Annotated in this window: 13 protein-coding genes and 1 pseudogene; 9 read left to right on the forward strand and 5 right to left on the reverse strand. The window is 35.2% G+C overall.

Translation table 11 applies throughout. The features are described from left to right. The 4 genes from FFR48_RS17565 to FFR48_RS17580 form a co-directional block, all read right to left on the reverse strand. Nucleotides 1–1,378, reverse strand: a 1,378-nt coding sequence (locus FFR48_RS17565; protein ID WP_503827311.1) for a tetratricopeptide repeat protein, incomplete at its 3' end; no start/stop codon positions are given. Nucleotides 1,379–1,569: 191 nt separating this feature from the next. Beyond that, the gene (locus FFR48_RS17570; protein WP_096573010.1) at nt 1,570–2,301 is read right to left on the reverse strand and encodes a hypothetical protein; all 732 of its coding nucleotides are present in this window, start codon (nt 2,299–2,301) and stop codon (nt 1,570–1,572) included. A 4-nt stretch (nt 2,302–2,305) separates the two neighbouring features. Beyond that, nucleotides 2,306–2,653 (reverse strand): hypothetical protein, encoded by a 348-nt coding sequence (locus FFR48_RS17575; protein ID WP_096573011.1) that lies wholly within the window; start codon nt 2,651–2,653, stop codon nt 2,306–2,308. Between the two features lie 329 nt (nt 2,654–2,982). Beyond that, on the reverse strand, nt 2,983–3,561 hold the full coding sequence (locus tag FFR48_RS17580) for a putative endonuclease domain-containing protein (protein ID WP_096573012.1): 579 nt from the start codon (nt 3,559–3,561) through the stop codon (nt 2,983–2,985). 231 nt (nt 3,562–3,792) lie between these two features. Between FFR48_RS17580 and FFR48_RS17585 the strand changes: the two genes are divergently transcribed. Continuing rightward, nucleotides 3,793–5,463, forward strand: a complete 1,671-nt coding sequence (locus FFR48_RS17585) for an ATP-binding protein (protein ID WP_096573013.1) — start codon at nt 3,793–3,795, stop codon at nt 5,461–5,463. 369 nt (nt 5,464–5,832) lie between these two features. Here FFR48_RS17585 and FFR48_RS17590 read toward each other — a convergent pair whose 3' ends face one another. Continuing rightward, nucleotides 5,833–6,435: a helix-turn-helix domain-containing protein gene (locus FFR48_RS17590; RefSeq protein ID WP_137668265.1), complete on the reverse strand. Its 603-nt coding sequence runs from the start codon at nt 6,433–6,435 to the stop codon at nt 5,833–5,835. Between the two features lie 203 nt (nt 6,436–6,638). On the opposite strand from FFR48_RS17590, the gene FFR48_RS17595 reads away from it, so the two are divergent. The 8 genes and pseudogenes from FFR48_RS17595 (at nt 6,639) to FFR48_RS17630 (ending at nt 14,781) form a co-directional block, all read left to right on the forward strand. Further along, on the forward strand, nt 6,639–6,995 hold the full coding sequence (locus FFR48_RS17595; RefSeq protein WP_096573014.1) for a hypothetical protein: 357 nt from the start codon (nt 6,639–6,641) through the stop codon (nt 6,993–6,995). A gap of 255 nt (nt 6,996–7,250) precedes the next feature. After that, entirely contained in the window at nt 7,251–7,856 is a 606-nt protein-coding gene (locus tag FFR48_RS17600) for a hypothetical protein (protein WP_096573015.1), read from the forward strand. Between the two features lie 201 nt (nt 7,857–8,057). Further along, nucleotides 8,058–8,408: a hypothetical protein gene (locus tag FFR48_RS17605; RefSeq protein ID WP_371851459.1), complete on the forward strand. Its 351-nt coding sequence runs from the start codon at nt 8,058–8,060 to the stop codon at nt 8,406–8,408. A gap of 82 nt (nt 8,409–8,490) precedes the next feature. Next, nucleotides 8,491–9,753, forward strand: a pseudogene (locus FFR48_RS17610) (hypothetical protein); the annotation flags it as partial. Nucleotides 9,754–9,783: 30 nt separating this feature from the next. Next, entirely contained in the window at nt 9,784–10,566 is a 783-nt protein-coding gene (locus tag FFR48_RS17615) for a hypothetical protein (protein ID WP_096573019.1), read from the forward strand. Nucleotides 10,567–10,735: 169 nt separating this feature from the next. After that, nucleotides 10,736–12,451 carry a TrbI/VirB10 family protein gene (locus FFR48_RS17620; RefSeq protein WP_190647355.1) on the forward strand — a complete coding sequence of 572 codons (1,716 nt, stop codon included), beginning with the start codon at nt 10,736–10,738 and terminating at the stop codon, nt 12,449–12,451. 42 nt (nt 12,452–12,493) lie between these two features. Beyond that, the gene (locus FFR48_RS17625; protein ID WP_137668266.1) at nt 12,494–13,282 is read left to right on the forward strand and encodes a hypothetical protein; all 789 of its coding nucleotides are present in this window, start codon (nt 12,494–12,496) and stop codon (nt 13,280–13,282) included. Nucleotides 13,283–13,494: 212 nt separating this feature from the next. Next, complete coding sequence (locus FFR48_RS17630) at nt 13,495–14,781, forward strand: hypothetical protein (protein ID WP_096573022.1); 1,287 nt, start codon at nt 13,495–13,497, stop codon at nt 14,779–14,781. Nucleotides 14,782–15,243 lie beyond the last annotated feature (462 nt).

Genomic DNA, 15,243 nt, shown 5'->3' on the forward strand with positions numbered 1-15,243 from the left:
TGTCTATGATGGTTTCAACTTCGTTGTCTTCTCGTAGTGCTTGTGCTTGTTGTTGGTAGTTGCTGCTGGGTTTGAGTCGGGATAGGAGTTCTGCGGTTTCCATTGCTAACCAGTGATGACCGGATGCGATCGCTCTCCGATATAATGGTTCTAATAAATCAGGTAATCTTCTTTTTGCACTGTCCATATCCATCCAGTACAGACATAGGGAAAGAAAGAATGTTTCTAAACTATTTTCTTTTTCTAAGGGAGGAATGGGAGCATTAACTATTAATTCTTTTTTGGTAATATCACCTTGCTGGACTTGCAATATAATGCTCAGTCCCATATAAACTAAATTAAGAAAATGATCTGATTGCCGAATCATTATATTGGTATAATCTTCTGCTTCTTTGAGGCGTTCTGGCGAACCATCTTTCAACAGTGCTAAAATAAAGAATAAGCCAGCAATTGTATTAAAATATATTTGGCGTTTGCCTGTGGCTTTTTTCAAAGATTTTAGGGCATCTGTATAATATTTAATAGCTTTCTCGTTCTCACCCCGCAAAAAATTTGACCAACCCCAACCAATAGCGGCGTTATTTTGAGATTCTTCTGATATCTCTTTCAAACTATCCTGTGCATCTTCCGTATCACCACGTAAGAAATATTGTTCTGCCAACATCAAAAGCAAATAATCTGAGATATATTTTTCAGGTTCATCACATTTATCTGCCAATAGTATTAACGCATCTTCAGAATCAGATAATTTTAAGAGTGAAATTTGGAAAATACTAGATATACAAAGGATAAATAATTCTTGTGGTAGAGTGCTAAACCAATGTTCATCAAATGGATTATTGCATATCTGTTCAAGGATATTTTCTATAACTATTTTTTCTTTGCTATTACAGTGCTTATGGTAATTTTCAATTTGACTATTAATAAAACTTAGGTCTTTGCGGTAAAGACCAATACGGATTTCTCTTATACATTGGCTTAGATTACGAAAAATCCGTATACTTCCGTAACTATGTACAGGAAATTTTTCATTTACAGCTTTTACTAAGAGTTCAAATTTTCCCGTTTCTACAGCATGACGAGTAGCAATTTCTGTCAGGAGGGGATGGCATTCGGGACTAGATTTACTTTCCTTGACTAACAAACCTGCTTTTATCAATTTATCAATTTGAAGACTAAGAGTTTTAGTATTCCAAGGTTTATTGTTTTCATCTAATGCAGCAGTTTCACTGAGACAATTGATAAATGAATTTTTATCTACTGGTGCATAGATTACCGAAAATAACTGAATAATCTTTTGGATAGCAGGAGATAAATCGAAGTATTTTTTAGTGAGTTGGGTTTTTAGTTGAGTGTTATCAATGTAAAAATTAGACATAGTATTAATAATTGACACCATTTTTAGGTATCAGGTGTAGATGTACCAGGGAACTATTAACTTTTAGAATATCATTATAGTGTTAACAGCAAGAGACAGAAATGAAAATAAATTGATGTCTGTGTTTAAACTTGCTGTACCTGATTGTTCTGTAATTTATAACATTGCTATCATATCTATATCTGATTGTACTACATTTCACTGTATTCACTGGTAATTGTTTGCAAAATTGCATTTACATCAATTTTGTCCAAGGAATTCCCGTAAATCTTTTCAAAAGATTCAATTTCTGCTTGATAATTTTCTTCGGAGTCGCAGTGCTTTTCAAAAAAATCTTGGCCTTTGTAACCATACAATATTAGATTAGAATCAATTCTCTTCAAAAATGGTTTGACAGAATTAAACTTCTGAAACGTCCGAAAGCATCCTATTAAATAACCGTAAAAATAAAATAAAAAATAGTTAATTTCTTGTTGAGTAAATTCCTCGCTAAATGTTTCTCGCAATATTTGGGGGTCTTGTCTATTTATGTAATTATGGTCAACAATTCTATACAGCCGAAAATACAGCCAACCGCGATGATCATAAATATCCATCAAGTAGTAGAATGTTCCACTGGTTTTAATAACAACAAGTAATGTTGGAAAATAAAAAGCTCCTTTATATTTATCATACAAATCGCTACTTTCACCTAATAAACATTCTAAAATTGTCAATAGTTCTGCTAAGTTAAGTTTATCATTTTGTTCTTCTCTAGATAAATAAAGATGCTTATGTAAATCAAAATTATTTGCAATTGATAAACTATTTTTTTGTAATTTTATGTATTCTGTATCATCCAATCTCCACAATTGATAGTTGATATCCTGAGATTGTAAGTCAACTTTGTATCTGTTTTTGATTTGCTTAATTACTTCTTGCATAAAATTAAACCAGAACTCCTGCCATTTCCCTAATTCGATTTGCCCAGGTTTGAGACAAGGTTGAAATTTCCAGACGACTAGAATCACTTGCCCAAGTTGACAACCAATGAATATGCCATCGAGACAATTGACGTTGCATTTGAGCCAGTTCAAAGGCACTGTCCACATCTAAATCAATAGCTGTCAGTTCTAAAAATACTTTACTTTCTCTAACAATTTCAAGTACCGCTTCCCCATTAACCCCATCCAAACTGAGAGATGCCATTTGTAGAAAGTTCTGTGCCAATCTTTCAAGACGTACAGAAAGGCGCTCGCATCGAAACGCAATTTGTTCTACAGTCCAGTTATTCATACGCCTCCTAATAACTTATGGATGATTTGTTTGACCTTTTCTCAAATCTCTGGGTCTAAAATTTCCATCGCTCTATTTTGACGTGGACGGAGATTTACCATTGATTCATAGAAAATTTATTGAAAAATATGATTCCAACTCGCGCCCCAAACAAGCTTTCACCTGTTCTGGGTTGGGTTAGACTGAGATTGGGTTATTCATGGTTAACCGGACAGGATATAAAACCGCTCATCCACAAGAGTTTAAAAGTGTTTAATTGCATTTTGTGACCCGTGGGTCACATTTTTTGATCCAGAAACATTTAGAAATACTCATCTTATGTACTATGATCACCGATCAACTGACAAGTAGCCTTGACGATAGTTGTTTTTCTTCAAAGAAGCTGCTTGTTTCCTTGACCATTGCTTGACAGGAGTTAGTGGGGCAATATCTACGAACTGATAACTAAATGATACATTTCCACTTAACTTTGCTACCACATTACCAATAAAGCGACAACAGCGTTCTGGTTGACTAACTACTTGTTCTTCGGCAAACCGTATTATTACCCACCCAGCTTTAAGAAAACACAGATTTCTATAATCATCATCACCAATACAATGGGTAGGTACTCCTGTAGAAAAACAATGACTTTCGTCCACTTCAATATCAAGATGTAGCTCAGTATTTGGTTCTACAATTACAAAATCTGCTGTGTAAGGACGGTCATGACCATTTGGTAGCATTTCTTGTTGGGGAAATACCCAATTACCAAAATAATATTTCAGCACTTGCCCAAACCGTTCTTCAGCAGCACCCACGGTAACACTACCACTACCATTTGCTTTAATCAAAGGAGCAAAATTTTGATGTTCAGCAAAGTTGGGAATTAAAACAATAGGATAAACCGGAATTGATTTTTTCGCCATTAATTATTGAAGATAAATAATAACGCATCTATCTTACAATTACATTTTTATACAGAAATCTATAAATTAATCTATTTTTGAATATTCACGAATATATATCAATTGATATAATAAATTCCACATTTTTATACTAGCTATAAAATTAAATACCGTTTAAAATTTTACAGTATAATTCATGACTTATAGATGCTATCAAAATTTATCGAAATACATATCTTATAAATAAACAAGATGTCATCAGATTTTTTAAACAAGTTGCCACAATTAATCAAACGTAAAGAACCTGTAATTATTTTGGAATCGCCAACCCAAGAAAGATACAGAATGATTCGCTATATTTGCCAATATTGTTCAGTGCTAGGAATTAAATGCTACTTGTGGAATTTAGGACAGGAAATAATCAAAGAAGTTGAATGTGTTAATAATGTAGATTTAAATTTTAAGGATTTTGAAGACTATACTCCTGTACCAATTAAAGAATTAAAAGACCAATTTAGAATCTTGAAATTTTGGGAGTCTTTTCAGGGAGAAGGAATATTAATTATCGAAAATATTTACCCTTGGATTAGTACCAATGTAGCCCAAGAAACCCAATTCTTTCTACTATCTGAGTGGGTTAAATCGAATTTACTCAATCTTTCTTTTTCTCCATCTGCTCCTGGTAAAATCAAATCTGCTATTCTTTTAGGTTCTCAAGCTAACTTACACCCAGAACTTGCTGCTCAAATTCCTGTCATTACTCAAGAATTGCCAGATATCTCAGAAATTACTGTAACTCTCAATGAAGAACTGCATGGAATTTTACCACTAACATTGAGCGAGATGGATAAAAAGAAAATTGTCCGTAGTGGAATTGGGTTATACATTTCCGACTTAATCAAAGGACTAAAATCAATTGATTTCCATGATGAAAAAAGTGCAGACTCTATAGCTAAAGAACTACTAGATTATAAAATAAATTTGCTCAATAAACTTTATGGAATTGAATTTATCCCTACTTCCGAAGTTCCCTTGGGAGGACTAGATTTGATGCAAGAGGCTTTTAAGAAATTCAAAAGATTGTTTAGTCCTCTTGCCAAAGTCTACAAACTCAGAGTTCCTAAAGGTATAATGCTGGTAGGTCCTCCAGGTACGGGTAAATCTCATTCAGCTAAAGTATGCTCACAAATTTTAGGTATTCCCTTGATTTTAGTAGATTGGGGTAATGTGAGAAGTTATGGTAATGAAGCAGAAATAAAATTAAAACAACTACTAAAATTAGCAGACCGTCTCAATGAAGTGGTTTTGTATTTTGATGATTTTGATAAAGGTTTTGCTGGAGATGATGATATAGCTAGAAGGTTAGCAGGTCAGTTACTCACTTGGATGCAAGAACGTACCAGTGATGTAATTGTAATTGCTAGTGTCAATCGTTTAGAATGGCTACCACCAGAATTAACTAGGGCAGGAAGATTTGACTATATTTATAAAGTTGACTTGCCTAATTATGGGGAAAGACACAGTATTTTTAAACTTCACTGTGCGAGATTTGATGATAGATTTAGTAGTGATGTTTCTGGTAGCATTGATCCTTATAGTCAAGAGGAATGGCGACGAATACTTAAAGAAACTAATCGCTGTGTAGGTGCGGAAATTCAGACTATTGTTGAGAGGGCGGCGGCTACTACTTTTTGTCAAATGTTTCCAGAAGATATACCTGTTCCTAGCAATGGTAAATTACCACCATTGGAAATTTCTGTGGCGACGCTGTTAGCAGAACGTCAACAAATTAATCCATTAGCTATTCGAGAAGCAGATAAAGTGGAAAGTATGAGGAATAAAGCTGAACTTCAGGGTTTACCATCTTCTACTATAGATTCATCGGAGTATGCAATTGGTAATATAGATATATTTGGTGAATAATTCATCATCACCAAATTTACAGCGTTGGTACAATTTTTCGCGTTCAGCTTGCCATTGAGCTTTCTATTCTTGGGTCCACTGAATTTATGGGAAGATTCTTCCCCGACGTAGTGTACTATTAGACTTAACTTCACTCATGGTTAGTTACAGCAGGGAACAGGCTTGAAAGTTTTTTAGTATAAGGTTTTGTCCCTAAAATTTGTACCTCATTTACTCCAAATCTGCTGTATACCTTCTGTAATATTTATATTTTGAGCGGATTGAGGGTCGCCCCTGTGCGAATCAAAATTGTTCGACAATTTCTGCTTGACTTAAATTAATTTCATCAGTTTCATTAACCAAATTAACAAACTTCTTTAACTCAGCTTGTTACATATCATTAACATTTTGCAGTTGCGCTAGTTCTTGTTCCTGAAATGCTACTACCGCATTTAATCGTTCAACTTCTGACATCAATGGTGCAATTGTTTTTTCTAACTCTGAATTAACCAAATTTGCAGCTTGTTTAGAAAATGTGTTGTGCCACCTGCTTTGATTCGCTTCTTCTAGTGATTTTTCTAATTCAGCTACCCGTTGTTCTAATTGCTGGTTTTTAATGAAGCACTTTTCAAAACTGTAACCAAACTCACGGGGACTATGATTAATTAGTTGTTGTAACCGCTCTAAATATTGCTCATTGACGATTTTAGGACGACCAATAGGCGATGAATTCCATTGGTGTGCCATCCCACTACGAGCTATATGTATCCAATGTCTTGCTGTTGCTGGACAACATCCTAATTCTTTGCGAATTTGTGTTTGAGTTTTCCCCTCATCTGCCAACAACATAATTTGGATACGCTGGCGGGATAATTCAGGTAAATCCTGTTCCAGATTTTTTTGTAGTAGTTGACGCTGGAATGGTGTCAAGAATTTTCCCTGGCAAATATTTGGTGATTTAATTTCATCTACTTTTGGCAAATTAGTAACCATTGCTAACTTAATTGGGATAGATTGTTAACCTGAAATCACTCACAGTGATATATACCTCTCGCCGGAGAGACCATATGTAAACATTGAGTTTTTGTTATGTATAGTATTTACAAAATTTTTTTGGCTCTCCCAAAGTTGGTATGATAATTTAATAAAAAATAATGCATGACCATTACCATTTGACTGGCTTGATTAGGAGGTGTATGAATAACTTGACTGTAGAACAAATTGCGTTTCGGTGCTATCGTCTTTCTATACGTCTTGAACGATTGGCACAGAACTTTCTACAAATGGCATCTCTCAGTTTGGGTGGGGTTAATGGGGAAGCGGTACTTGGGATTGTTAGAGAAAGTAAAGTATTTTTAGAACTGACAGCGATTGATTTAGATGTGGACAGTGCGTTTGAACTGGCTCAAATGCAACGTCAATTGTCTCGATGGCATACCCATTGGTTGGAGACTTGGGCAAGTGATTCTAGTCGTCTGGAAATTTCAACCTTGTCTCAAACCTGGGCAAATCGAATTAGGGAGATGGCAGGAGTTCATTCAACAAATACCTGATAAATAGGTTATTTCAGGGTCTTAAGAAACAAAATGTATATTGATTTTATCGTGCCGACTTACTTAACTTGCAGCTAATTTCTTATATCAATTGATAGATGTTGTAATAATTTTTATACCAATGTTTTAGAAACAAGTGTTGAAAAAAAGTAGACACAATCTTATATCTGCAATTACGAAATTTGATAGCTGACTGTAAGCAGTAAGATAGGAGAAAATGATGCTTATTCGTAGGCATTTATAAAATATCGAGACATGAGAATACACAATCATCCTGATTGCAGTAATTACCAAATTCCCAAACAACAGACAATTGAAGTTTGTCCAACGGGTTCTCAGAATCGCACAGTTGATAAAAAAAGTTCAATTTTTTTATTAGTAGCAGCAGCAACAGCATTAGTCTTGGCAAATACATCCATTAATCACCTGCTAATGTCTGTTCTAATTCTGCTAACTGCCATCATCGCCGCAGTTCCTAATTTAGCCAATAAGTTGCTGACTAAATTTGAAAAATTGCAACGTCGTTGGGGAATCAATGTTTATGGAATTTTAGTTGGTATTATCTGTATAATTTTCACCTTTGATATTACCACCACATCAGCTAATGCACAATTTTTTAATGGCGCACAAACATGGATGACAGGAGCTTTTGCAGGTATTCCTGCTGATGCTGTTACACTATTTTTTAATGTTCTGAGAGCATTGTTTTTGTTGTATCTTGGTATTTCATTGGTGAGAATTGTCAATGCTGCCAGAAATGATGAAGATTGGCAGAATTTAGCCAGAACTCCTTTAATCATCAGTGTTACTATTGTAGTAGGTGATATTCTCACAGGTTTGATTACTGGTAATGCAGTGTAATTAGCTCAAAAAAACAGGTCTTAAATTCTCTGATTTTTCAGTAGAGTGGTTTCTGGATATTCGTAACGGGCGCTCGTTTTTAAACAACTTATATCACTCTTGGATAAGTTAAACATTTTCGACTACACAGCTTTTTTCTCAGTTTGATAAAAGCGGTTTAGGTCAAATTCGCACGTTTAAAAACCTCAACTAACAGAGATGATGAAGCGCAAAGAATTTAGAACAGTTAACCGAGTTTTAGGGGAACAACCGAGAATTGGACCTTTTCCAGCAGATCAATTTTTTCCTTGGACAGCTATTGCTTTGATAACTTACTTGATCTGTAAGCTAACTTTTCAAACTTCTTTGTTAGTGACTGGGTTAGTTACAGCTTGGGGATGTGCAACTTGGTGGACTCTTACCAGTAATAAAACCTGGTTATCAAAGTTTCTCACAGTACCCAGAGTTACCAGAGGGTATAAACGTTTTTATTCTCTGATTCATGAACCAAAGATAATAACATCAACTCAAAAAAAGATATCTAAATCACGACGAATCTCAACTTTAAAATAGTGTTTTTTGTGTTGGTAAATCTTAAAAAAACAAAATGCACTCAATTAATTTTGAGGCTTGTATTTATATTTTAGTAAAAATTATGACATCAAGTTTTTCAGCTAAAGAAAAAATACCCAAAGATAAGGTAGGTAGACAAAATATCTCTGCTCAAGAGATTTCTGTAGCCAAACGCCTTACTCCTTTTGAAGACTTAACCCATATTGCAGCGATCGCCAGTATTTCCATAGCTGGCAGAAAAGATGTTGGTGCAATTATCCTCAAGCGAAAAGACGATATCCAAATTAAATTCTGCTTTGACTGTCAAGGTATCCATTCTTCACTTCCAGATAGTCAAATTTTACCAATTTTTACAGGTATAGAGGCAGGACTCAAAGAAATACCCTATGGTGAAACTTTAACCTTTCATCTGGGTTCGTTTACCGATGACCATCACCGTCAACAGGAACTAAAAGCATTAGAAGAAAATTGTCGCAGTAATGAACTGATGCTTTTAATTCGGTCAGAACGTTTGCGAATTAGAGATTTAACAAATCAAGGCAGTCGGAAAAACAAATTTTTGCGAATTTACTGTACCTACACTGTTGCTATTTCTGAAGCTGGTAAAACAGCAGACTTGGTGGAGAAATTAATTCTCCACGCTAGAGAAAGTTGGCATAAATTTACTGGACAAATTCACGAAGTGCGACATCAACGCATTGAATCAATACTGAAAAATAGCTTTACATCTGGCTATCAACTTTGGGAACAAACTCTAAATAATAAAATGGGTTTGAATATCAAACCATTGGGTTCTCAGGAATTGTGGGGAGTAATTTGGAATCAATTTAACACTAGCAAACCTCCAAATATTCCGCATTTACTAACCTTAGATGATGATGGACTGCGGGAAGAACAAAATAGCGACTTTCACATCCGTCATTTAATTTTAGAACGAGAAGCATCAGTTCCTTTCTTCGATAGAGCTTGGGTAAACTTGCAAAATCGTTACATTGGAGCATTAACGTTTACAGAAAAACCAATTGGTTGGGTGGATGAATATGCACAATTACGGTATTTGTGGGAACTAATTGCTAGAGATAAGGTTTCTGATACAGAAATCATCTGTCAACTGACGAGAGCTAACGAGGGGTTAGCTAAAACAGCACTGCAACGTCTAACTAAACAATCTATCGTTTCCTCTGCCATATCTGCGGAAAAAAACAGCGTGGATGTAAAAGCCAATTTGAACATGGAAGAAGCGATCGCCGCACAGGAAACCATCTATAAAGGCGCAGTACCAATTAATACCGCAGTAGTCTTTCTGGTACACCGTCCCTCACGTCAAAAATTAGATGAAGCTTGTCATTAAGAACTTTATCAATTTTGAGAAATTATGCTCAATCACACGAAATCTAAAATTCCAAAAAGGGAAGCATTACAGTTTTTAAGTTCTGGGCAATCGGTATCTAATCCCATTGCTATTGTTGCTGTAATGTCTCTAATTTTTAGTTCTTTATCTTTTCTGTTACAAGTTTTTAATTATGGTGCAACCTCAACTTTAGCTCGTAAAAAGCCACCATCTTTAGTCCAGATTGCTGATGGGAATACAATCAATGTTAAAGCATTAGAACCTGATGACCGTTCAGCAGAAGTGATTAAAAAATTTGTGGTTGATACTCTAGTGAAAATATTCAATTGGGATGGACTGATAAGATTAAATAAAAATGGAGAAATAATCACTCAACAAGATAATGGTATTAGTATAAAAGTTAACAAAGTAACTGCACGAGTTACTACAAAAGCTTGGGAAGCTGCCTTTGCATTAAGTGAAGAACAAGATTTTCGATCTAGTTTTCTGAAAAAATTAGCGGAACTTACACCACCCAGTGTTTTTCAAGGTGGTTTACAAAGTTCTTTAGTTCCAAGATATGTTAGTGAACCACGCAAGATAGGTCAAGGAAAATGGCAGATAGATGTGATTGCTACTCTGGTGACTTTTAGTAAGGATGATAATGCTGGTAATGGAATAGCTTTTAATAAAACTGTGACGGTTCAAGCTATACAAAGTCCTCAAAAGCCTCCTGAAACAACAGAAATTGCTCATAAGATTTATTCGGTTCGCAGGTCAGGTTTAGAAATTATCGAAATCACGGATTTGAATTTAGGTAAGAATTGAATAATTTTAAACAACAAATATTGATTGATATTTTACCCTAATTAAATCCTAAAAGCAATGATTAAAACACAAACAACAATAGCAATTTACAATGTTCCCTGTTCCCTAAAACTAAAAAACCTTGTATTTGACGAACATGGGAACTGCTATATATAAAATAGGTGAATTTATGAACCCGATTTTAGAAAATCAAACTGACCCTAACAAGATAAATAATTTACTCAATTTTCAAGAAGATGAAGAAGAAAATACCATTAGTGAGATTGAACATGAAAATATTATTCCTGAAACGGAAGCGGATGTAGAATTATCAGATGAATTGGCATTAATAGAAACACAACATTCACTTGTTAATTCTCCTTGGTCACGCACAATAGTAGTTGGGGGAGGATTTGGATTAGGATTTATTCTACTTTTTATGTTCCTTAATCCCATGATGAATGGCAAGGTAACTAAAGAAGAAGCAATACCAGAAGTTGCTACTACTTCTCCTTCTGAAGAAGAAGTTCCCAAACAAGATGGTGATATTTATGCCAAGTTAGCATTACAAAAACAAGCAGAGGAACTGGAGGCATTTAAAGAACAAAATAGAGTCAGGCAAGAATTACCCGTTGCAAAACCGGATAAGCAGATAATTGAAAATTTGCCCAAAACTCAACCTATTTCTACTAAATCTGTCAGGAGGGAAACATCATTAACATCCAACAGAGAACAACAACCTAGAAGAATTATCAGAACACAAAGACTTGAAGAATTGCCAATCGCACGCTATTCACCTCCAGTAAAAACTGCTGTAACTTCAAGAATATTACCCCAACAAGAAACCACTTTTAAAACTTCTACAGAACCTACTGATCCTTTAGCAGAATTAGCAAGATTACGTTCTCTTGGTTCTGGTGGTCAAATTGATTATGCAGCAGCAATTACAAATGACAAACAGGAGGTAGCAAGCACGCAGACTCAAAATGTTGTCACATCTGATTATGTTCCTAGACGTAGGTCGAGTTATAACCGCGATTCTCAACTAGAAACAGAACTAGCAACAGTTACTACAAATCACTCAGAATCAGATTATGACAGCAATTTTGATAATAGCAAAAGGGCGATTGAACAACTAAAAGCTAAGTGGAATCCGGTAATTAGTGCGAAAAGTTTAGATAAAAGTGATAACGTAACTAATTTCAATGAAAGCAACAATTATTCCCCAGAAGAAGCTGCTATTATTGAGGGCAGAGAAGAACAGTATTTAAGAGTAGGAGAACACGCTGCTGGGATATTAGAAACACCTGTTGTCTGGTCAGCAAATATTAATTCTCATAATTCTCACATTCAAAATAAGTTTGTGGTTAAACTCACCCAACCTTTACTAAGCAATATTGGGGAAGAAGCGATTCCTGCTAATACACTTTTGAGTGCAGAAATTCAAGAAGTTGATTCATCTGGGAGAGTTACTGCTGTAGTTACTGCCATTCTCAAAGATGGTACTGAATATACATTACGACCAGGAACAATTGTTATACAGGGGAAAGAGGGAGAACCTTTAATTGCTAATCAATATCGGGACAAAGGTAAAGAGATTTTAAGCTTGGATGCAGGATTAGGTTTGATGTCAGGACTGGCCAAGGTGGGGGAGGTGGTTAATCAACCTGATATTCAAAGTAGCATTTCTCAATCCAATGGTGGGTTTAGCAGCATCCAAACCAGTAGAAGTGGCGATCGCTCTTTATTAGGTGCTTTTGCTCAAGGAGCGTTTGGTGCAGTTTCCAAACAGGTGGAGGAACGAAATCAAAAAGCGATCGCAGAAATTATGAAGCGACCCAACATTTGGTTTATCCGGCAAAATACCCAAATTACTGTTCAAGTAAATCGCTCTTTACGACTTTAAACTACCGAATACAAATTGATGAAAGTCTCCTGGAGGATGAAAATGAACAAGTTTTTCTGGTTATCTCTAACTGTCACAGCTTCTTTGTTGGTCAATATTCCATCTCAGGCACTACCGACACCAAGAACACAATTAACTAATACCAAAAGTTCTGTACGTATTATTCCCAGAAGCAAGGCCACAGGCACTCAAGCACAACTACAAACTGTAGAGGTATGGCCGGGACATGGTGTATCTATCTCTTTTTACAAAACTGGTGAGGTGATTCAACGAGTGTGGTTAGATGACCCTTCCCGCATACTTATGGATGTAGATGGTTGTTTGCAAGGTTTGTCTGATAGGTCGAATTGTCAAAACCCAGGAGCAGGTTTAATTCATCTGAGACAAATTAACCCGGTTAATATTCCTGGAATACCCACTGCTAAAAATGGCGCACACTTGACGGTGATCACGCAATCTTCAGCCGGGACTCGCCAAGTTTACAACTTTCGGGTGCTAACAAGCAAAGGTACTCCAGCCTATAGTACCATCTCTATCACTCCTGATGTCACCCGCAAAGAAACACCACCTACAGATTCTATCATTGTCACAACTATTACCAAAGGATTACAGGTAGCAGCAGAAAAAGGGTGGATAACTCCTAGTAATCCTTTATGGCAGAAACTACAACAACTAATTCAAGAGTTAGAGTCTGGTAAAAATCTAACCAGTGCTGCTCAAAGTGTTAAAGTTTCGCCTCAACTGGTTGAGCGTTTATTGCAATTAGGAACTGAATCAACTAAATCAAGTATTCCTGCTCAAAAAGGTAAGCATTTAACTGTCAGTAATTAGCTTTAAAGATTGAAACAAATAACAAGATAAAAATACACCAGAATTCAGGAGTCAGAAGTAAAACTGTCTTTGTGTATAGGTTTTAATTTAGATTCTGTACCTCATTGATCTGCAATCTGCTGTCAGAAGTGTGTAAATTAGGGATCATCCCAAATGTGTAAGTTTATTTTTCAGGTGTTCATTCTAAGAATTAAGGTAATCAAGGTGTAAATATGTTACATAATCCTCAATCTCGAAATAATCACCAACTCGTTCAAAGCACAAAAAATAATCATTTTAATTTAAAATCCAATATCAAATACTGGATGTTTTTGGGTTTATGTACAAGTTTATTATTGCATGGCTTAATATCCTTTCGCCATCATAATTTACTTGGTTATATTTTAGGAATTCAGCCAGCAACAGCATCTCCTACACCAACAGTGAACACTATCCCTAGTAAATATATAAATAATGCACCAGTTCCTGATTGGCAAAGCATTACATTTAAATCTTTTGTTTTCTCTAGTCCTGGTAGTGTTGAACTTCCCAATGTTGAATTTCCTGGATATAAATCAATCAGAAGTTGGCAAGCAGGACAAAGTTTAGATGAAGTGATGGAATTGGGAGATTTTGAAAATGTATTTAATTTAGAAAATTTCAGTTTACAAACAATTGGTCAACTGAGTGGTATTTCTCTGGTAAATACTAAGTTATCAGATTTTCAAACGATTAAATGGCAAACTGTCCCTGAATTAACTAAAGCCATTCCTACTCTAGTTAATGAATATGTAGAAAATGTATTACCTATTCAAGATTTGATTAAAAAGATATTGGGTGGTACGAATATTAATGGACAAACAATAGGAGAAATCATCAATGATTTACCACAGATAAAAGATATAGAGTTAGGAGAAATTGATTTATCTCAATATAAACTAACTTCCATTCCTGGAATAGAAAAAACTGCTCTTAAACAATTTAGTAATTGGCAGAATACTAGCATATCAAAAATACCTGGACTAAATCAGGTAACATTCGCTAATTTTCCCAATGCACCTGTACCCCAAGGAAGTATTGTTGGTAAATTAGATTTGCCATTAAAGGAAGTAGAATCAAACCGACAACGTTCGATTAGTGGTAGTGACCAAGTTGGATTTAATATTCCATGTACTAACAACTGCGCTCACATAGAATTATCAGGTGCAGGTGGAATCACAGGTACTCAATGGATGAGTGGTAAATTTCAACAAGTAAAGGGTGGGTTTGGGATATTAGGCAATCTTAATGGTGGAAAAGAACCGACAGGAAGGCATCCTTTTGGTAAGGGATTTAAACAAGCTGTGTGGGATATTAATGAAGGTGATGGAACTGCATCAACAGCTATTTTCTTCCGCATTTGTCGGCGAGGTGGTTGGTTTGATTTAGGTTGTTCCCCTTATTTCATTGGACCGTTTCCTTTTTTCATATATCAAGAAAAATCACCTATATTTCTTGGTACTCCTTTAACAGTTCCCTAGATAATTTAATGTTTTTTGAAGTTGCATTTTAGTGGAGATAGGATGTTATGTGTAATGAGAGTTTATATATCGTGCTGATATCACAATTTTATCTAATTTGTGTTTTTAGAGGATGCGTGACAAAGCATAAATAGATTTTTTATTTCACGCAGAGGCGCAGAGAACACAAAGAAGAGAATTGCAACAAAAAATAATTTTTTATGACTGATACAGAACTAATATAGGCATCCTATTTGATTTCTGAAAAAATCAGTTACACTTAATTTTTCATAATCCTCTTACCTGCCTAAAAAAACTATCAGCAATCAAATCATATTACTATATATGTTTTAAAATAGACCTGTCCGAAATATATAACGGAAAAATGGTAGAACGGTAAATGGAAAATATACCGTGGTTCTACCAAAGATGAAAAATATTACCAATTATATACATATGTACCCAAAACGCGCTAGGGGTATA

The sequence above is a fragment of the Sphaerospermopsis reniformis genome, assembly GCF_005402885.1.
Classification (GTDB): domain Bacteria; phylum Cyanobacteriota; class Cyanobacteriia; order Cyanobacteriales; family Nostocaceae; genus Sphaerospermopsis; species Sphaerospermopsis kisseleviana.

What these genes read in the sequence shown, in the direction of transcription:
- FFR48_RS17570 (WP_096573010.1), bottom strand. Translation starts at nt 2,301, where the DNA reads ATGCAAGAAGTAATTAAGCAAATCAAAAACAGATACAAAGTTGACTTA.
- FFR48_RS17575 (WP_096573011.1), bottom strand. Translation starts at nt 2,653, where the DNA reads ATGAATAACTGGACTGTAGAACAAATTGCGTTTCGATGCGAGCGCCTT.
- FFR48_RS17580 (WP_096573012.1), bottom strand. Translation starts at nt 3,561, where the DNA reads ATGGCGAAAAAATCAATTCCGGTTTATCCTATTGTTTTAATTCCCAAC.
- FFR48_RS17585 (WP_096573013.1), top strand. Translation starts at nt 3,793, where the DNA reads ATGTCATCAGATTTTTTAAACAAGTTGCCACAATTAATCAAACGTAAA.
- FFR48_RS17590 (WP_137668265.1), bottom strand. Translation starts at nt 6,435, where the DNA reads ATGGTTACTAATTTGCCAAAAGTAGATGAAATTAAATCACCAAATATT.
- FFR48_RS17595 (WP_096573014.1), top strand. Translation starts at nt 6,639, where the DNA reads ATGAATAACTTGACTGTAGAACAAATTGCGTTTCGGTGCTATCGTCTT.
- FFR48_RS17600 (WP_096573015.1), top strand. Translation starts at nt 7,251, where the DNA reads ATGAGAATACACAATCATCCTGATTGCAGTAATTACCAAATTCCCAAA.
- FFR48_RS17605 (WP_371851459.1), top strand. Translation starts at nt 8,058, where the DNA reads ATGAAGCGCAAAGAATTTAGAACAGTTAACCGAGTTTTAGGGGAACAA.
- FFR48_RS17615 (WP_096573019.1), top strand. Translation starts at nt 9,784, where the DNA reads ATGCTCAATCACACGAAATCTAAAATTCCAAAAAGGGAAGCATTACAG.
- FFR48_RS17620 (WP_190647355.1), top strand. Translation starts at nt 10,736, where the DNA reads ATGAACCCGATTTTAGAAAATCAAACTGACCCTAACAAGATAAATAAT.
- FFR48_RS17625 (WP_137668266.1), top strand. Translation starts at nt 12,494, where the DNA reads ATGAACAAGTTTTTCTGGTTATCTCTAACTGTCACAGCTTCTTTGTTG.
- FFR48_RS17630 (WP_096573022.1), top strand. Translation starts at nt 13,495, where the DNA reads ATGTTACATAATCCTCAATCTCGAAATAATCACCAACTCGTTCAAAGC.